Origin of the sequence: Streptacidiphilus fuscans (assembly GCF_015690355.1) — a bacterium.
In the GTDB taxonomy this organism is placed as follows: Bacteria; Actinomycetota; Actinomycetes; order Streptomycetales; family Streptomycetaceae; genus Streptacidiphilus; species Streptacidiphilus fuscans.
Map to the genome: position 1 here is coordinate 289,136 of NZ_JADPRT010000002.1, position 18,160 is coordinate 307,295.

17 protein-coding genes are annotated in these 18,160 nt (G+C 70.9%); 9 read left to right on the top strand and 8 right to left on the bottom strand.

Features of this window, described 5'->3' with window-relative positions:
- Window positions 1-177 precede the first annotated feature (177 nt).
- From gcvT to I2501_RS05015, 4 genes are all read left to right on the top strand, one after another.
- The gene (gcvT, locus tag I2501_RS05000; protein ID WP_196192587.1) at window positions 178-1,296 is read left to right on the top strand and encodes a glycine cleavage system aminomethyltransferase GcvT; all 1,119 of its coding nucleotides are present in this window, start codon (window positions 178-180) and stop codon (window positions 1,294-1,296) included.
- 141 nt (window positions 1,297-1,437) lie between these two features.
- Window positions 1,438-1,815, top strand: coding sequence for a glycine cleavage system protein GcvH (gcvH, locus tag I2501_RS05005; protein ID WP_196192588.1), 378 nt, complete (start codon window positions 1,438-1,440; stop codon window positions 1,813-1,815).
- A gap of 73 nt (window positions 1,816-1,888) precedes the next feature.
- Window positions 1,889-3,157, top strand: a complete 1,269-nt coding sequence (locus I2501_RS05010; protein ID WP_196192589.1) for a serine hydroxymethyltransferase — start codon at window positions 1,889-1,891, stop codon at window positions 3,155-3,157.
- Between the two features lie 156 nt (window positions 3,158-3,313).
- Window positions 3,314-4,681 (top strand): L-serine ammonia-lyase, encoded by a 1,368-nt coding sequence (locus I2501_RS05015; protein WP_196192590.1) that lies wholly within the window; start codon window positions 3,314-3,316, stop codon window positions 4,679-4,681.
- Here the strand turns inward: I2501_RS05015 and I2501_RS05020 are convergent.
- Window positions 4,668-5,579, bottom strand: a complete 912-nt coding sequence (locus I2501_RS05020) for an alpha/beta hydrolase (RefSeq protein WP_196192591.1) — start codon at window positions 5,577-5,579, stop codon at window positions 4,668-4,670. The two genes, I2501_RS05015 and I2501_RS05020, sit on opposite strands and share 14 nt — an antisense overlap.
- Window positions 5,580-5,687: 108 nt before the next feature.
- Between I2501_RS05020 and I2501_RS05025 the strand changes: the two genes are divergently transcribed.
- Window positions 5,688-6,197 (top strand): MarR family winged helix-turn-helix transcriptional regulator, encoded by a 510-nt coding sequence (locus I2501_RS05025; protein ID WP_196192592.1) that lies wholly within the window; start codon window positions 5,688-5,690, stop codon window positions 6,195-6,197.
- A 26-nt stretch (window positions 6,198-6,223) separates the two neighbouring features.
- Here I2501_RS05025 and I2501_RS05030 read toward each other — a convergent pair whose 3' ends face one another.
- Window positions 6,224-6,913, bottom strand: coding sequence for an aspartate/glutamate racemase family protein (locus I2501_RS05030; RefSeq protein ID WP_196192593.1), 690 nt, complete (start codon window positions 6,911-6,913; stop codon window positions 6,224-6,226).
- A 74-nt stretch (window positions 6,914-6,987) separates the two neighbouring features.
- Here I2501_RS05030 and I2501_RS05035 point away from each other — a divergent pair, with 74 nt between their 5' ends.
- Window positions 6,988-7,308, top strand: a complete 321-nt coding sequence (locus tag I2501_RS05035) for a MazG-like family protein (RefSeq protein WP_328806206.1) — start codon at window positions 6,988-6,990, stop codon at window positions 7,306-7,308.
- On the opposite strand, the gene I2501_RS05040 is transcribed toward I2501_RS05035, so the two are convergent.
- The 5 genes from I2501_RS05040 to I2501_RS05060 all read right to left on the bottom strand — a co-directional run bounded on the left by I2501_RS05040 (window position 7,235) and on the right by I2501_RS05060 (window position 12,110).
- Window positions 7,235-8,218: an oxygenase MpaB family protein gene (locus tag I2501_RS05040; protein WP_328806207.1), complete on the bottom strand. Its 984-nt coding sequence runs from the start codon at window positions 8,216-8,218 to the stop codon at window positions 7,235-7,237. The genes I2501_RS05035 and I2501_RS05040 overlap by 74 nt on opposite strands.
- Before the next feature lie 338 nt (window positions 8,219-8,556).
- Window positions 8,557-9,057: an ATP-binding protein gene (locus I2501_RS05045; protein WP_236045877.1), complete on the bottom strand. Its 501-nt coding sequence runs from the start codon at window positions 9,055-9,057 to the stop codon at window positions 8,557-8,559.
- 260 nt (window positions 9,058-9,317) lie between these two features.
- Complete coding sequence (locus I2501_RS05050) at window positions 9,318-10,094, bottom strand: enoyl-CoA hydratase/isomerase family protein (protein WP_196192595.1); 777 nt, start codon at window positions 10,092-10,094, stop codon at window positions 9,318-9,320.
- A 154-nt stretch (window positions 10,095-10,248) separates the two neighbouring features.
- Window positions 10,249-11,493, bottom strand: coding sequence for a L,D-transpeptidase (locus I2501_RS05055; protein ID WP_236045878.1), 1,245 nt, complete (start codon window positions 11,491-11,493; stop codon window positions 10,249-10,251).
- 182 nt (window positions 11,494-11,675) lie between these two features.
- A complete protein-coding gene (locus I2501_RS05060; protein ID WP_328806208.1) occupies window positions 11,676-12,110 on the bottom strand; it encodes a nuclear transport factor 2 family protein in 435 nt (144 codons plus the stop codon).
- Between the two features lie 143 nt (window positions 12,111-12,253).
- Between I2501_RS05060 and I2501_RS05065 the strand changes: the two genes are divergently transcribed.
- Both I2501_RS05065 and I2501_RS05070 read left to right on the top strand, forming a co-directional pair.
- A complete protein-coding gene (locus I2501_RS05065) occupies window positions 12,254-13,144 on the top strand; it encodes a LysR family transcriptional regulator (protein WP_196192596.1) in 891 nt (296 codons plus the stop codon).
- A gap of 127 nt (window positions 13,145-13,271) precedes the next feature.
- Entirely contained in the window at window positions 13,272-14,399 is a 1,128-nt protein-coding gene (locus I2501_RS05070) for a hypothetical protein (RefSeq protein WP_196192597.1), read from the top strand.
- A gap of 35 nt (window positions 14,400-14,434) precedes the next feature.
- On the opposite strand, the gene I2501_RS05075 is transcribed toward I2501_RS05070, so the two are convergent.
- Window positions 14,435-15,625: a L,D-transpeptidase gene (locus I2501_RS05075; RefSeq protein ID WP_328806209.1), complete on the bottom strand. Its 1,191-nt coding sequence runs from the start codon at window positions 15,623-15,625 to the stop codon at window positions 14,435-14,437.
- A 262-nt stretch (window positions 15,626-15,887) separates the two neighbouring features.
- Between I2501_RS05075 and glgX the strand changes: the two genes are divergently transcribed.
- The gene (gene glgX, locus I2501_RS05080) at window positions 15,888-18,143 is read left to right on the top strand and encodes a glycogen debranching protein GlgX (RefSeq protein ID WP_196192598.1); all 2,256 of its coding nucleotides are present in this window, start codon (window positions 15,888-15,890) and stop codon (window positions 18,141-18,143) included.
- The last annotated feature ends 17 nt before the right edge of the window (window positions 18,144-18,160 follow it).

An 18,160-nucleotide genomic window follows, 5' to 3' on the forward strand; every position in this document is an offset into this window, starting at 1 on the left:
GGAAGCGACGGAGAGGGCGCGGACGACACCGTCCGCGTCGTGGCTCCGTACCGCGCTGGTCCACCCACGGTGCAAGCCGCCCACGCCCCGCGCGTCGGCGCGGTGAAGCTCTCAGGTCGCAGCGACAGAGCGGGAGGGCCCTGCCGCAGCATGCCCTGATTGCTAGGAGATCACCGAATGTCTCTCCGCCTGACCGCGCTGGACAGCCTCCACCGCTCCCTCGGCGCCACCATGACCGACTTCGCGGGCTGGGACATGCCGCTGCGCTACGGCAGCGAGCGCGAGGAGCACACCGCCGTCCGTACCCAGGCCGGTCTCTTCGACCTGTCGCACATGGGCGAGATCACCGTCAGCGGTCCGCAGGCCGGCGAGATGCTCGACCACGCGCTGGTCGGCTTCGTCTCCGCACTCGCGGTCAACAAGGCCCGCTACACCATGATCTGCGCCGCGGACGGCGGCATCCTGGACGACCTGATCGTCTACCGCACCGGCGAGGCCGAGTTCATGGTCGTCGCCAACGCCTCCAACGCCCAGCTGGTCCTCGACGAGCTGACCGCCCGCGCCGACGGCTTCGACGCCACCGTGCGCGACGACCGCGACGCCTACGCGCTGATCGCCGTCCAGGGCCCGAACTCCCCTGCGATCCTCGGCTCGCTGACCGACGCCGACCTGCCGGGGCTGAAGTACTACACCGCTCTGCCCGCCACCGTGGCCGGCCGTCCGGCCCTGCTCGCCCGCACGGGCTACACCGGCGAGGACGGCTTCGAGCTCTTCCTCGCCCCCGGCGACGCCGAGCACGTGTGGACCGCGCTGACCGAGGCCGGCTCCTCCCAGGGCCTGATCCCCTGTGGCCTCTCCTGCCGCGACACCCTGCGCCTGGAGGCCGGGATGCCGCTCTACGGTCACGAGCTGACCACCGAGCTGACCCCGTTCGACGCCGGTCTGGGCCGCGTGGTCCGCTTCGACAAGACCACCAACGAGGGCGCGTTCGTCGGCCGCGAGGCGCTGGAGAAGGCCGCCGAGCAGGCGCTCGCCAACCCGCCGCGGGTCCTGGTCGGCCTGGTCTCCCCCGGCCGTCGCGTGCCGCGCGCCGAGATGAACGTGGTGGACGCCGCTGGCGCCGTCATCGGCTCGATCACCTCGGGCGCGCCGTCCCCGACGCTGGGCAAGCCGATCGCCATGGCCTACGTCGACGCCGCCCACGCCACGCCCGGCGCCTCCGTCTTCGTCGACGTGCGCGGCACGCACGAGCCGGTCGAGGTTGTCGCGCTGCCGTTCTACAAGCGCGCCCGCTAGTCCGACCGGCGCCTCCGTGCTCCCTCGCACTCCCTAGCACTCCCTCGCGAAGGTCGACCTGCCGGTCCACCTCGCAGAACACGCCCGGGGTCGCCGACCCCCGTTTCGCCGTACCCACACCTCATCCGGGAGAATCACGTCATGAGCAACCCCCAGAACCTCACGTACAGCAAGGAGCACGAGTGGCTGACCGCCGCCGTGGACGGCGTGGCCACCGTGGGCATCACCGCCTTCGCCGCCGACGCGCTCGGTGACGTGGTGTACGTCGACCTCCCCGAGGTCGGCCGTGTGGTCGAGGCTGACGAGACCGTGGGCGAGCTGGAGTCGACCAAGTCCGTCAGCGACCTCTACACTCCCGCCGCCGGCGAGGTCGTCGAGGTCAACCAGGCCGTCGTCGACGACCCGGCCCTGGTCAACTCCGCCGCGTTCACCGACGGTTGGCTGTTCAAGCTGCGCCTTGCCGGCGAGCCCGAGGGTCTGCTCAGCGCCGACGAGTACACCGCCCAGTTCGGCGGCTGAAAGTCCGGCGGCTGACAACAGACGTCCGCCGAAACGACGTCCGACGACCGACGACCTGAGGGATCTCACCGTCATGACCGTCCTGAACCAGTCCCTGCACAGCCTCGACCCCGAGGTCGCCGCCGCGGTGGACGCCGAGCTGCACCGGCAGCAGTCCACCCTGGAGATGATCGCCTCCGAGAACTTCGCCCCCGTGGCGGTTCTGGAGGCCCAGGGCTCGGTGCTCACCAACAAGTACGCCGAGGGGTACCCCGGCCGCCGCTACTACGGCGGCTGCGAGCACGTCGACGTGGTCGAGCAGCTCGCGATCGACCGCATCAAGGCGCTGTTCGGCGCCGAGCACGCCAACGTGCAGCCGCACTCCGGCGCGCAGGCCAACGCCGCCGCGATGTTCGCGCTGATCCAGCCCGGGGACACGATCCTCGGCCTGGACCTGGCCCACGGTGGCCACCTGACCCACGGCATGAAGATCAACTTCTCCGGCAAGCTCTACAACGTGGTGGCCTACCACGTGGACGCCGAGTCCAACCTGGTCGACATGGCCGAGGTCGAGCGTCTGGCCAAGGAGCACCGCCCGAAGCTGATCGTCGCCGGCTGGTCCGCCTACCCGCGCCAGCTGGACTTCGCCGAGTTCCGCCGGATCGCCGACGAGGTCGGCGCGCTGCTCATGGTCGACATGGCCCACTTCGCTGGCCTGGTCGCCGCCGGGCTGCACCCGTCCCCGGTGCCCTACGCGGACGTGGTCACCACCACCACGCACAAGACCCTGGGCGGTCCGCGCGGTGGCGTGATCCTCTGCAAGGCCGAGTACGCCAAGAAGATCAACTCCGCGGTCTTCCCTGGCCAGCAGGGTGGTCCGCTGGAGCACGTGATCGCCGCCAAGGCCGTGTCCTTCAAGGTCGCCGCCTCGGAGGAGTTCAAGGACCGCCAGCGCCGCACCCTGGAAGGCGCCAAGATCCTCGCCGAGCGGCTCACCCAGCCGGACGCGGTCGAGGCGGGCGTCTCCGTGCTGTCCGGCGGCACCGACGTGCACCTGGTCCTGGTGGACCTGCGCAAGTCCGAGCTCGACGGCCAGCAGGCCGAGGACCGTCTGCACGCGGTCGGCATCACGGTCAACCGCAACGCGGTCCCGTTCGACCCGCGTCCGCCGATGGTCACCTCCGGCCTGCGGATCGGCGCCCCGGCGCTGGCCACCCGCGGTTTCCAGGCCGAGGACTTCCGCGAGGTCGCCGACATCATCGCCGAGGCGCTCAAGCCGTCCTTCGACGACGCCAAGGCCGCCGAGCTGTCCGCCCGCGTGAGCGCGCTGGCCGCGAAGCACCCGCTGTACCCGGAGCTGTAATCCTCCGGTCCGGGATTCGTCATCCCCGACGTGATCCCTGAAAGGTGGGGGCACCGCGCACACTGGAACCAGACAGTGCGCGCGGTGCCCCTACCCATGACACCGCTCGTACCCCTGCCCCGCTTCCTGCCCCACCCACAAGACAAGGGCGTCCTCGTGGCCATCAGCGTCTTCGACCTCTTCTCCATCGGCATCGGCCCGTCCAGCTCGCACACGGTCGGCCCGATGCGGGCGGCCCGGATGTTCGCGCGCCGCCTGAAGTCGGAGGGCCTGCTGGCGGACGTCCACGCGATGCGGGCCGAGCTCTTCGGCTCCCTCGGCGCGACCGGCCACGGCCACGGCACGCCCAAGGCCGTCCTGCTGGGCCTGGAGGGCAACTCGCCGCGCACGGTCGACATCGAGCAGGCCGACCTGGACGTCGCGCGGATCAAGGAGACCAAGCGGATCTCGCTGCTGGGCACCCACGAGATCGCGTTCGACCCGGACAACGAGCTGATCCTGCACCGGCGTCGGTCCCTGCCGTACCACGCCAACGGCATGACGCTCTGCGCCTACGACGCGGCGGGCGTCCCGCTGCTGGAGAAGACCTACTACTCGGTCGGCGGCGGCTTCGTCGTCGACGAGGACGCGATCGGCGCGGACCGCGTCAAGCTCGACGACACCGTGCTCACCTATCCGTTCCGTACGGGTGCGGACCTGCTCCGGCTGACGGCCGAGACCGGCCTGTCCATCTCCTCGCTGATGCTGGAGAACGAGAAGGCCTGGCGCAGCGAGGCGGAGATCCGGGCGGGGCTGCTGGAGATCTGGGCCGTGATGCAGGAGTGCGTCCGCAACGGCATGCACCACGAGGGCATCCTCCCGGGCGGCCTCAAGGTCCGCCGCCGCGCGGCGTCGGCCGCGCGTGCGCTTCGCGTCGAGGGCATCGGCCCGGCCAACGCGATGGAGTGGGTCACCCTCTACGCGATGGCGGTCAACGAGGAGAACGCGGCGGGCGGGCGCGTGGTGACCGCCCCGACCAACGGCGCTGCGGGCATCATCCCGGCGGTGCTGCACTACTACCTGAACTTCATCCCGGGTGCGGACGAGGACGGCATCGTCCGGTTCCTGCTCGCGGCGGGCGCGGTGGGCATGCTCTTCAAGGAGAACGCCTCCATCTCCGGCGCCGAGGTCGGCTGCCAGGGGGAGGTCGGCTCCGCCTGCTCGATGGCCGCGGGCGGCCTCGCCGAGGTCCTCGGCGGCACGCCCGAGCAGGTCGAGAACGCCGCCGAGATCGGCATCGAGCACAACCTCGGCCTCACCTGCGACCCGGTCGGCGGCCTGGTCCAGATCCCGTGCATCGAGCGCAACGGCATGGCGGCCGTCAAGGCCGTCACCGCCGCCCGGATGGCGCTGCGCGGCGACGGCCGCCACCACGTCTCCCTCGACAAGGCGATCAAGACCATGAAGGAGACGGGCGCCGACATGAAGGTCAAGTACAAGGAGACCTCCCGCGGCGGCCTGGCGGTCAACGTCATCGAGTGCTGACCGGGGCGGCCTCCAGGTGGGTCGCGAAGAAGCGGGCGACGCGGTCGAGTGCGGCGTCCGCCTCGTCCAGGCGGCCGTAGTGGTGCTGGAAGACGTGCGGGAGTCCGGCCCCGATCTCCAGGGTGACCTCGACGTCGGCGGCGCCCGCGCGGGCGGCCAGCCGGACCGCGTCGTCGAGCAGCACCTCGTTGGCTCCGACCTGCACCAGCAGCGGAGGCAGCCCCGCGAGGTCGGCGAAGAGGGGGCTGACCAGCTGCTGCGCCCGGTCGCCCGCGCCGACGTAGAGATCGGCGTAGTCGCGCAGGTCCGCCTCGACGAAGATCGGGTCGGCCTCCTCCTTGGACCTGATGCTCGCGCCGCTCAGGGTGAGGTCGGCCCACGGCGAGAAGACCACCGCGGCGGCCGGCAGCGGCAACCCGGCCTCGCGCGCCGCCAGCAGGGTGGCGAGGATCAGGCCGCCACCGGCGGAGTCGCCGCCCACGACGAGGTCACGCGGGTCGGTGCCCGCCTCCAGCAGCTCGCGGTAGGCAGCGAGGCCGTCGTCGAGGGCTGCCGGGAACGGGTGCTCCGGCGCCAGCCGGTAGGCCACCGACGTCGCCAGGATCCCGGCGCGGCGGGCCAGTTCACCGACCAGCCCGGCATGGGTGTCCGGTGAGCCGATGACGTAGCCGCCGCCGTGCAGGTAGAGCAGCCGACCGCGGCCGGTGACTCCGGCGGGCTCCAGCTCCAGCGCGGGCCGCCCTCCCAGGACCGTGCCGCGGACGGCCACACCCTCCGGCGCGGGCCGGCCGACGCCTGCGGCGAAACCGCTGCGCTGCTCCTCGACGGTCGGCGGCGTCTCGCTGCGCGGGAGCGAGCGGAGCAGGGCGTCCAGGGCCTCACGCTGCTGTCGGGACATGGCGAACCTCCATGGATCGGGATGAGAGGATGCATTCCGAGGAATCCATCTGCCTGCATCCAACCACATTCCAGGGAAGAGGATTCCCGGGAATCTATTGGAGGATTTGTGACCCCCGTCACACCCGTCTTCATGGACCTCGTCCGCGTCGAGACCCGGCTCTACAACGCGGCAGGAGCCCGGCTGCGCGCCGAACTGGGGTTGTCCATCGGGCAGTTCGAGTTTCTGGAGATCATCGACCGGGTGCCGGGGTGCCGCGTGCTCGACATCGTCGCCGAGGTGGCGATCACTGTGGGAGCCGTCAGCAAGGCGGTCGACCGCTTGGCCGCCGCAGGCTGGTGCGAGCGGGCCGCGCACCCCCAGGACCGACGCTCGTCCATCCTCCGCCTCACGCCCGAGGGCAAGAGGCTGCTGACCGCCTCCCGACCCGTCGTCGAGAGCGAACTCGCCTCACTGACCGAGGCGGTCTCCCCGGACGACCTCGCCCGCATGGCTGCCACCCTGGCGACGCTGCGGGCCTCCCTCGAAGCGGGCTCCCACGGCCAGGCGGGCCAGCCTGGGCAGCCGGGCCAGCCGGGCCAGCCGGGGCAGCCGGGGCAGCCGGGGCAAGCGGACTGACGGACCGCCGGACGCGTCGCCCCGGTTCACGCCAGCGCGAAGTCCACGGCGACCTCGGCGTGCAGACGGGCGGTGGGGAAGACCGGGACGGGGCTGTCGGCGGGCCCCACGAGCAGCTCGATCTCGGTGCAGCCGAGCACGATGCCCTCGGTGCCCCGGGCGACCAGCTCCGCGATGACCTGCCGGTACAGCTCGCGCGAGGCGTCCGTGACCACGCCGAGGCAGAGCTCGTCGTAGATGACGCGATGGACCGACGCCCGCGCCTGCGGCCCGGGGACGTCGACCACGAGGCCATGCCCGGCCAGACGGTCGCGGTAGAACGACTGCTCCATGGTGAACGCGGTTCCCAACAGCCCCACCCGGCGCAGACCTTGGGCCCGGACAGCGGCGGCGGTGGCGTCCGCGAGGTGGAGCAGCGGCACCGAGACGGCGTCGGTGATCGCGTCGGCGACCTTGTGCATGGTGTTCGTGCAGAGCACCACGACCTCCGCGCCCGCGGCCTCCAACGAGCGGGCAGCGTCGGCGAGGAGCGCTCCCGCCTCCTCCCAACGGCCCTCCGTCTGGAGGCGTTCGACCTCGGCGAAGTCGACCGAGTAGACCACGCACCGCGCGGAGTGCAGCCCGCCCAGACGCTCGCGGACGCTCTCGTTGACGATGCGGTAGTACTCCGCGGTCGACTCCCAGCTCATGCCGCCCAGCAGGCCGATGGTCCTCATGCCCGGAACTGTAGTCCGCGGCGGGCGGTCCGCAGCCTAGGTCCACTGTCGGCGGTGGGTTCTACGCTGACACGGTGACTGACTCCCCGTGGAACGTGATCGCCGAGCTCGAACACTGGCTGTCGAAGGACAGCAAGCTCCCCGCCGAGACCCGGACCATCCTGCAGATCCTGAAGATCACCGAGGAGGCCGGGGAGGTCGCCGAGGCGGTGATCGGGGCCACCGGGCAGAACCCCAGAAAGGGGTTCTCGCACACGTGGGAGGACGTGGAGAAGGAGCTGTGCGACGTCATCATCACCTCGATGGTCGCGCTGACACGGGTCAGCCAGGATCCGGAGGGGACGTTCGCACGGCAGTTGACGCGGGTCGCAGAGCGCGCGCTCGGGCCGTCGTGATGACGTCGGAGGGTTCGCAGCCGTAGCGCAGCACCGCGGCCAGCGCGCGGACGGCGGCCCGGACGGCGGTGACGCCGAGCACGGACCGTGTGGGCAGCCGGAGTTGAGCTCGAGCCCAGTCCGGCAGCAGGTCGATCCCGCCGTCGACCAGGATCCGCATCGCCGCCGCGCTGCCGGGGTCGGAGACGAACGTGCCGGGCGCGCGGAGGAAGTCGACCGCCGCCGATGCGGCCTCGGTAAGCGCGAGTTGGGGACGGACCTCGCGCAGGTAGGCGTGGACCTCGGCGAGCGAGTGCGGCACGTCCGTCGCGCCGAGGCGCTCCGCCGTCCGGGCGACTTCGTCGAAGTAGCGGTCCTGCTCGGAGCGGCTGAGCGGCCTGGGGGCGTAACGCTGGTAGCCCGCCAGGAAGCAGCACGTCTCGGCGACGTGGACCCAGCGGAGCAGCTCCGGGTCGCCCGCGTCGTACGGGCGGCCGTCGGGCGCGGTGCCGCGGACGTGCTCGTGGATCCGGCGGACGCGGGCGATCGCGGCCTCCGCCTCCGCCGCTCCGCCGTAGCTGGTGACGGTGACGAAGCCGGCCGTGCCGTTGAGCCGGTCGATCGGCCGCTCGCGGTAGTCGGAGTGCTGGTCCACCCCGGCCATGGCGAGCGGGTGCAGCGACTGGAGCAGCAGGGCCGCGATGCCGCCGGTGAACATGCCCGGCATGTCCCCGTGGACCAGCCACACCATGCTGTCGGGCCCGAACAGGCCCGGGTCGCCGTCCGGCCGGTCGTAACGGCCGAAGTCGAGGCCGTCGCCGTGGACGGTGGCGTAGACCTGGCGTCGGATCCGGCCGCGGATCGCGTCGCGCAGGTGCGGGAGGGAGAGCGGGAGGGAGAGCGGGAGCGGACTGAGACGGTCAGCACACACACGCCTAGATCTACCTGAACGATCCAAGGTTTGCCAGGTAGCCGGCAAGGGAAATGTAAGCAAATGGTGGAGCATTCCTTGTGATCCACGGCACGCCATGGCGAAATAACGCCATATGTCCCTTTTGCACTTTGCCCATATGTCGGGATTCGTGCCATAGTCGGTGACCGGAACGCCTCTGACCCGAGCTTCCGATGCCACGGCAGCAACACCCCCTTGGCTGCCCGGCCCACGATGCAGGGGCCCCGAGGATCAACGGATCCATGGGGCCCCGCATGACGTTCCGGGCCCCTTCGATGTCAGGCCCAGGCTACGCCGTCATTGCTGCGCCGTCGTCGCTACGCCGTCGTCGCCGCGCGGACCTTGAGCTCGAACCACACCGACTTGCCGCGCGAGAGCAGGTCCACGCCCCAGCGGTCCGCGAGCACGTCGACCAGCCGGAGACCGCGCCCCGACTCGTCCTCCGCGTCTCCCTTGATCAGACACGGCAACGCCCGCGACGGGTCACGCAGCTCGACGCGGACGCGGCCGGAGCCGCGCAGCACCCGCAGGACGAAGCTGCGACCGCCCGTGTGCCGGATCGCGTTGGCCACCAGCTCGGCCACCAGCTGCTCCGCCACCTCACCTTGTCCGCCCAGTCCCCAGGACTCCAGGGCGGACAAGGTGAGCCGGCGGGCGCGCGCGGTGACACCCGGGGCGGCGACCAGACAGGAGCCGTCGCCCTCGGGGGAAAGGAGCCGGGCAGCGTCGTCGAACTCGACGGATGCAGCCGAATCGGCCGAATCCACCCGCTCGTTGATCACTGTCCGCGCCCGCACCACTTCGCCCTGTACTGCCATGAGGCAATGATGGCGCGTCAGGAGTGCTCTGTGGAGCCGAATCGGCAAAAAATCATCTATTGCTTCGGGCATATGCCAAAGAGGTTTGCATACGCCCAGCTCAGCCGGGTGGGCCCGGCGGAAGAGACAACCGGTGCCGGTGGGACCAGAGTTGACACACCGCGTTGACCGGAGGAGTTACCGGCGGGAAACCGGTGGGGAAACCGGTGTGTTGACCAACGGTTACCCCACCAGGGCACCAGGGACGCCTCAACGACCGGTCAGTTGAACTTGGCCTTGCCCGGGCCTTCCTCGACGAAGCTGCGCATGCCGATCTCGCGGTCCTCGGTGGCGAAGAGGCCCGCGAAGAGGTTCCGCTCGATGGTCAGACCGGTGTCCAGGTCGGTCTCCAGACCGCGGTCGACGGCCTCCTTGGCGGCGCGCAGCGCGAGCGCGGGACCGGCGGCCAGCTTGGCGGCCCAGGCGTGCGCGGTGGCGAAGACCTCCTCGGCGGGCACGACCTGGTCGGCCAGGCCGATCCGGTGGGCCTCGACGGCGTCGACCATGCGGCCGGTGAAGATGAGGTCCTTGGCCTTGGCCGGGCCGACCAGGCGCGAGAGCCGCTGGGTGCCACCGGCGCCCGGGATCAGGCCCAGCAGGATCTCCGGCTGACCGAACTTGGCGTTCTCCGCGGCGACCCGGATGTCCGCGCAGAGCGTCAACTCGCAGCCGCCGCCGAGCGCGTAGCCGGTGACCGCGGCGACCACCGGCTTGGGGATCCGGGCGACCGCGTCGAACGCCGCCTGCAGCGCGCCGCCGCGCAGCACCATGTCGGCGTGGCTCATGCGCTGCATCTCCTTGATGTCGGCGCCGGCCGCGAAGACCTTCTCGCCGCCCCAGAGCACCACCGCGCGCACGTCGGCGCGCGCGGTGGCCTCCTCGGCGACCTCCTTGAGCTGGTCCTGCATCGCGATGTCGAGCGCGTTCATCTTGGGGCGGTCGAGCCGGATCACACCGACGGCGTCCTGGTCGACCTCGAGCGTCACGAAGCGGTCCATGTACGTGCCTCCCCGGGCGGGATGAAGAAGGGGCGCAGAGCGCCGAGCAGTGCGCAGAGTGAACCGATGTTAACGCGGGCCCGGGGTGGTCACGAGGAGCGGGAGGGGTGCAGGTGGAGTGGGGTCGGTTGGGCTGGGGTCGATTGGGGTCCGGTCAGTTGGACGTCCAGGCGGACCAGCTCATGTTCCAGCCGTTCCACCCGTTGTCCGGGCTGACGACCGCGTCCGGCGCGTTGACGACCTGGACCACGTCGCCGATCAGCGAGTTGTCGTAGAACCACGCCGCGGGCGTGTTCGGGTCGCCGCCGCCCTGGACGTCCTGGAGGCCGACGCAGCCGTGGCTGGTGTTCTGGCTGCCGAAGGTCGAGGCCGGACGCCAGTAGTTGCCGTGGACGAAGGTGCCCGAGGTGGTCAGCCGCTGGGCGTGCGGGACGTCCGGGATGTTGTACGCGTTGCCCAGGCCCACCGTCTGCGAGTTCATGTCGATCGTCGAGTACTTCTCGCTGATCACCATCTTGCCGTTCCAGGTGGTGTGCTCCGGGTCGCCGAGGCTGGCCGGCAGCGTCCGGCGGACCACGCCGGGGGCCGAGTAGACGATCATGGTGTGCGCGTTGTTGTCGGCCACACTGACCTGGTAGCGGCCGACGGTGAAGCTGACGTCCTTGTTCTGCTGGCCGTACTCCTGCGAGCCGGTGCGGACGCCGTTCAGATGCAGGTGCAGGGTGACCTGGGTGCCGGGCGCCCAGTAGTTCTGCGGACGGAAGTCCACGCGGCTGTCGCCGAACCAGTGACCCTCCACGTCCACCGAGGGGTTGGCGGTGACGGTGACCGACTTCAGCACGTCCGCCTGGTACTGCTGCGCCACCGGGTCGTTGAACTGCAGCGAGACCTCCATGCCCACGCCGTAGGTCTCGCCCGGGTTGATGTTGAAGTTGGCGATGTCGGTGGCCGCCGGCGTCAGCGTGGTGAACGAGGAGCGCTGGGTGGTGGTGCGTCCCTGCGAGTCGGCCGCGGTGGCGACGACGCTGTAGCGGGTGCCGGTGTGCAGGACCCCGCTGGGCGCCCAGCCGGTCCCGTCGCCGGTTATCGCACCGCTGACGGTGCTGCCGTCGGCGCCGGTGACGGCCACCGAGGTGAGCCGCCCGGACGCGGCGCTGACGTGCAGCGTCCCGGTCGTGTCGACGCCGGTCGCGCCGCTCTTCGGCAGGATCGTCACGGAGGCGGCGGGCACGGCCACCGCGGTCGCGCCCGACGTGCCACCGCCCGAGCCTCCCCCGGAGTGGCCCGGGGTAGTGGTTCCCCCGCAGGCACTGGCCCCGAGGACCAACGCCCCGGTGGCTATACCGAGCAGACCTCGTCGGACGTGTGCGGCGTGCAGGACACCGATGCGCGCGAACAACCGTTTCTCCCCTCACGGCAGCTGCAGTGGTTTTGTCCCTTTTGGGCGCTGCGGCGAGGATAACCTCGCAAGCTGGGAACTCCCCGAAAACGGGGACGCCTATGCCTGGGAGAGCGGTTCCACCGTCGTTCCCCACGTTCCCGGCGTCCCGGCGTTGCCCGCGTTCCCCGCGTTCCCCGCTCTCAGTTGGCGGGGCCGCGCAGCGCGTGCTCCCAGTGCTGGGTGTCTGCGTACTCGCGGGCGGAGACGATCCTGCCCTCGCGGACGGTGAAGACGGCGATGTTCTGGTTGCGGTACGGGTTTCCGTTGCGCACGGTCCCCTGTGACGCCCATTCGACGATCACGTGCTCACCCGCCGGGTAGACGCCGGTGACCTCGACGGAGACCGGCTTCTCCGGGTCCAACAGCTCGAAGGCGGCGGCGAGGAAGCCGTCGACGATGCCGTCCGGCCCGGTCCAGGTACCGGACATCGGCAGGTCGGCCGGGTAGGTGAAGGTGGCGTCGGCGGCGAAGCTGTCCCGGACGACGTCCTGCCTGCCGTTGGCCAGGGCGTCGAAGTAGCGCAGGACGACCTGCTGCTCGGCGGTCATGGCGGTGGTGGTGCTGGAGGTGTTCACAACTTCCCTCTTTCATCGGGTCCTTGAAGGCTGCTTCCTTGCGCTCCGTGTTCAGTTCACCGCGATCGACGTCCCTGACCAATGAGCACCTCGCTCCTACACTGATCGACGATCGTGATGAATGACGGCGCTTGGGGGCGAGCGTGGAACTGCGCCAGCTGCGGTACTTCCTCGCGGTGGCCGAGGAGTTGCACTTCGGACGTGCCGCCGAGCGACTGCGCATCGTCCAGCCGACCGTCAGTCAGCAGGTGCGCCGACTGGAGCGGGAGCTCGGCCTCGACCTCTTCGACCGGACCACCCGCTCCGTGACGTTGACGGCTGCGGGCAGCGCGTTCCTGCCGCACGCCCGCGCCGTCCTCGGGGCCGAGCAGGCCGCGACGGAGGCGATGGCCACCCTGCGCGCCGAACGCGCGACGGTCCTGCGACTCGGCACGAACGTCGGGTTGGGCACGCGTCTCGAACAGGTGCTGACCACCATGGCCGCACACGCCCCGCACGTCACCGTGGAGCTGCACAGCGCCGACGCCGCGACCCGCCTGCGCCTGGTACGCGAGGGCGAACTCGACGCGGCCTTCGTCCGCGGTGCGCGCCGCAGCCCCGATCTGGAGCTCGTCCCGGTCTGGACCGACCCACTCGTCGCCGTGCTCCCGGCCAACCATCCGCTGGCCGCGCGGGAGTCCGTGGCCCTCGCCGACCTGGCGGCCATGCCCCTGCGGATCACCCCGCGCGAGAACAACCCGCACCTGGTCGAGCTGGTCACCGACGCCTGCCGAACGGCGGGCTTCGAACCCGTCCTGGGCCCACCGTTCACCACCGACCAGGACACCCTCGCCGCGATCGGCACCGGCCGCCCGACGTGGACCGTCTTCTACGCCGCCCAGGCGGAAACCCTCCCACCAGGCCGCACCACCGCGGTCCGCCCCTTCACCCCACCGGTACCGACCGTCCGCACCTACCTGGCCGTGCGCCCCAACGCCCCGACCGACCGCCTCGCCCCACTCCTCGACGCCTGCCGCGCCGAGGAGCGGGGCTGACTCGCCCATGCCCGCCCTCCCCCTCAGCATCGCCCTCCTCGGCTCAGCACGGTGCGGACAGCTGGGACCGGCCGAAGCGGCAACACGCCTCCGTCGGCTGGCAAACGATTCCCCGGTCCTCGGGCGGGTGATCCCGCCGCACACGCTCGCCGCACTGCTGCTCGACCACCACTCCGAGTCGACACGTGGTCAGCACCTGCTCCCCGGGGCGGAGCTCCTCCGGTTCCCGACGGACGTGGCTGAACACCTGATGTCGGAAGCCGGGGCACCCGTGCCCGACTACGCCGAACTTCCCATGGTCGACTGGGAGTCACGCGTGCGCTTCCAGCGCATCCACGACTTCAACGCCTACTTCGACGACACGGCCGACCTGCACGACCCAGAACGCATCCACACCGCTGTCACCAGCGAGCATCCGCACTGCTGCGACGAGCTCTCGCAGATCCTCGGACAGGCCGAGGAGGCGGCGGCCCTGTTCCCCGACGAAGCACTCGCCGAGGCAAACCTCGGACGCTGGCTGGCTTTCGGCGGGAGGCGCGGCGGTGACGGCTACTGGCGCACCTGGCTGCGCATGATCGTCCAGGAGGGTGAGGCTCATCTGCGGGAGTTCCACGCCGGGACGAGCCCACCTCCTCAGCCCGTCGCGGCAACCGCAATGTCATACGACGCAAGCGGCGAAGACCCGGGCCGTGATCCTGGTTCCGGCTCCGGTCCCGTGGCCAGCCTGATCGATCTCCTCGGCGATCGCGGCGAGGACGAGGTCGAGGACCGCCTCATGCGGTTCCGCCGCGTCTGGGACCGGCGGACGCTCTGGAGCGTCCTCCCCAGGTCCGCAGCGATCCGACTGATCCGCAGCGCGACGACCTCGTCTTCGCTGAATTCACCGGACGGCTCGCAGAGCCTCACCCCCGAGCAGAGGAATCTGCTGGCCCTCACAGCCGACCTGATCGATCTGGACTTCTACGCCCCCGAGTTGGCGTCGCTTCCGATGAACGGCTGGGAGACCGGGGAGCGCTTCCCCTCTCTGTGCCGGTTGGCCGACCTCAACCGCTCGACAGATCTGCGCGCCGCACTGGCGCGTCTCAACCACGCAAGGCGCTCCCCGCTGGCCGCGCTCCTCGGCGAGGCCACTGAGGCACTGGCCCTGTTCCCGAATCACCACGCAGCGGAAGCCAACCTCGCGCCCTCCCTGGGTGCCGGGGTGCGCGACCGGCTCACGCGTGTGCGGTTCCTCGCACGTGAAGAGCTCGCGTAGACCTGCTCCCTCGCGCCCGCTCCCCAGACGAGTGCTCAGCTCTTGGTCCAGTCCGCCCAGGACATGTTCCAGCCGCTCATGCCGTTGTCCGGGGCGACCTGGTCGCCGTCGGAGCCGACGACGCGGACCACGTCGCCGATCATCGAGTGGTCGAAGAACCAGCCCGCGGGGGTGCTGTCGCTGTAGCCGCCCGCGACGTCGTAGAGGCCGATGCAGCCGTGGCTGGTGTTCTGGCTGCCGAAGACCGAGGCCGGGCGCCAGTAGACACCGTGCACGAAGGTGCCCGAGTCGGTCAGGCGCATCGCGTGCGGGACGGCCGGGATGTCGTACTCGCTGCCGAGGCCGACCGTCGCCGAGTTCATCCGGGTGACCTGGTCCTGCTCGGAGATCACCATGGTGCCGTCGTAGGTGGAGTGGCCGGGGCCGCCCGCGGAGATGTAGAGGGTGCGCAGGGTCGAGCCGTCGCGGACGACCGTCAGCGTGTCGGAGTCCGTGTCGGCGGTGGAGATCTGGCTACGGCCGACGGTGAAGGTGATCGACTTCTGCTGGGTGCCGTAGACGCCCGGCGCGCCCTCGACATGACGCAGGTTCAGCGCGAGCGTCACCACCGTGCCCGGGGTCCAGAACTTCTGCGGGCGGAAGTCCAGCCGCTGCGCGCCGAACCAGTGCGGCGCGATCGGGACGGCGGGCTTCGCGGTGACGCTGATCGCCTGGAGGACCGCCGCCTGTTCCGTGATCGCGCGGTTGAAGCGGATGCTGACGATGAAGCCGACCCCGACCGTGCTCTTGTCCACCGGGTTGTAGAACCCGATGAAGGTGTTCTTGGGCACGAAGGTGGTGAAGCTGGCGTGCTTGGCGGCCTGGAGGCCGTCCTTGTCGACCGCTACCGCGTTGAGGGTGTAGCGGGTCTCCGGCAGCAGCTTGCCGGTCGGCTGCCAGGAGGCGCCGTTGGCGCTGACGGTCCCCGGGACCGCGTGGCCGTCGTCGTCCTTGAGGGTGACCTGGGTCAGCCGCCCGTCGCGGACGGTGGCCTGGACGCCGCCCTGCGCGGGGACCTCGGACGCGTTGTCACCCGGCGTCAGCGTCACCTGCGCGGCTGAGATCCGCGCGGTGTCGCTGCTGGCGTCGGCGCCCGCACCCGAGCAGCCCGCCAGCAGCAGAGTGAGCGGGAGAAGGGCCCCCACCGCCGCGCGCCTCATCCGTCCGGCCCACACGTTCACGCTCACTCCCGCCTCACTCCTGTGCTTGACCCGAAGGGCTCAACGAGGAGTCGAATCGAACGACACGGGCACGTCACCTTCTGGCCCGCACGGAAGTTGACCTCTTCCGCCCCGCCACCCCGCGCCTCACCCGGCTGCACAGCAGCACCCCGCCCAAGGGTTCTCGCGGGACCGAACGTGACCGGGCGGGTGACATCTGACGGCCAGTGGGGAACGTAACCGTAAGCCGGGGGATCGGGACGTTCACCGGGACGGGGAGGTGGGGTTGATGGCGATGCCCGCTGAGCTGAGACTGACGCAGGAGGAACCGGAGGGGCCCCACGCACCGGAGACACCACCCGCCGAGCCGGGCGACAGAGCCCCGAAGCGCGCCGTGCTGCCCGGCAGTTGGCAGCCGTTGGGCGCGCGCTACCACCAGGGGCCGGACGGGCGGCCAGGGACGAACTTCGCGGTCTGGGCGGGCGGCGCCGAGGCGGTCGAGCTCTGCCTCTTCGACGAGGAGGGCCACGAGACCCGCCATCCGCTGCGCGAGCAGACCTTCCAGGTGTGGCACGGCCACCTCCCGGACGTCCGGCCCGGACAGCGGTACGGGTACCGGGTGCACGGGCGCTGGGACCCGTGGACCGGCGCCCGGTGGAACCCCGCCAAGCTGCTCCTCGATCCCTACGCGCGGGCCGTCGACGGCCCGTTCGTGCTCCACGACTCCGCCTACGGCCACGTGCACGGCTGGCCGGAGGCCGACGTCGCCGACACCGTCAGGGACAACCGCGACTCGGCCCGCCACGTGCCCAAGGGCGTGGTCGTGCACGACGGCGACGACTGGCTCGACGACCGGCGTCCCAAGACGCCGTGGGCCGACACCGTCCTCTACGAGCTGCACGTCAAGGGCTTCACCCAGAACCTCCCCGGCGTCCCGCCCGAGCTGCGCGGCACCTACGCGGGCCTCGGCCACCCGGCGACGCTCGACTACCTGACCGGGCTCGGCGTCACCGCCGTCGAGCTGCTGCCGGTGCACCAGTTCGCCGACGAGGAGCACCTGCAGCGGCGCGGGCTGCGCAACTACTGGGGTTACAACAGCATCGGCTACTTCGCGCCGCACGCCGCCTACTCCGCCTCTGGCTCGCGCGGCGAGCAGGTCGGCGAGTTCAAACGGATGGTCAGATCCCTGCACGCGGCGGGCATCGAGGTGATCCTCGACGTCGTCTACAACCACACCGCCGAGGGCGGCGAGGGCGGGCCGACCTGGTCGCTGCGCGGGTTCGACAACGCGGGCTACTACCGGCTCCAGCCGCACAACCGCCGTGGCTACCAGGACTTCACGGGCTGCGGCAACAGCCTGGACGCCGCCCAGCCGCAGACGCTCCGGCTGATCACCGACTCGCTGCGCTACTGGGTCACCGAGATGGGCGTGGACGGCTTCCGCTTCGACCTGGCCGCCACCCTCGCCCGGACCGGCTACGACGTGGACATGCGCGCGCCGTTCCTCGGCGCCGTCTTCCAGGACCCGGTGCTGAGCCGGGTGAAGCTGATCGCCGAGCCCTGGGACGTGGGCCTCGGCGGCTACCAGGTGGGCAACTTCCCCCCGCTGTGGACGGAGTGGAACGACCGGTACCGGGACACCGTCCGCGACTTCTGGCGCGGGGCGCGCCCGGACGTGCGGGACCTCGGCTACCGGCTGGCCGGCTCCTCCGACCTCTACCAGCGCGCCGGGCGGCGGCCGTTCGCTTCGGTCAACTACGTCACCGCGCACGACGGCTTCACCCTGCGCGACCTGGTCTCCTACAACGGCAAGCACAACCAGGCCAACGGCGAGGACAACCGCGACGGGACGGACGACAACCACTCCTGGAACTGCGGCGCGGAGGGCGACACCGAGTCCCCGTCGATCAACGCGCTGCGCCGCCGCCAACTGCGCAACCTGATGTCCACGCTGCTGCTGTCCACAGGTGTGCCGATGCTGGTCGCGGGCGACGAGTTCGGCCGCACCCAGGGCGGCAACAACAACGCGTACTGCCAGGACAACGAGGTCGGCTGGGTGGACTGGTCGCTGCTCGACTCACCGGAGTGGCGACCGCTGCACGACCTGACCGCGCGGCTGATCCGGCTGCGCCGGACCCATCCGGTGCTGCGGCAGCGGGCCTTCTTCTCCGGCCGTCCCGCGCATCCGGGCGGGGTGCCCGACCTGACCTGGTTCACCGCGCGCGGCAAGGAGATGACCGAGGCCGACTGGTACGAGCCCGGCGCGACCCTGGCCATGCTGCTCTCCGGCGACGACCTCACCGAACGCGACCCGTGCGGCGAGCCGCTGCAGGACGACAGCTTCCTGCTGATCCTGCACGCGCACCACCGGGCGACCCGGTTCACCCTGCCCGGCCTGCCGTGGGCCCGCTGCTACGAGACGGTCGTCGACACCGCGTCGGAGCAGCAGTCCACGCCGGACGGCCGGCACTGCCCGGCGGGCGAGCCGATCGTCGTCCCCGGACGCTCGCTGCTGCTGCTCCGCGTCTGCGCGGGCGAGGAGTGACGCGGTTCCGACCCGGC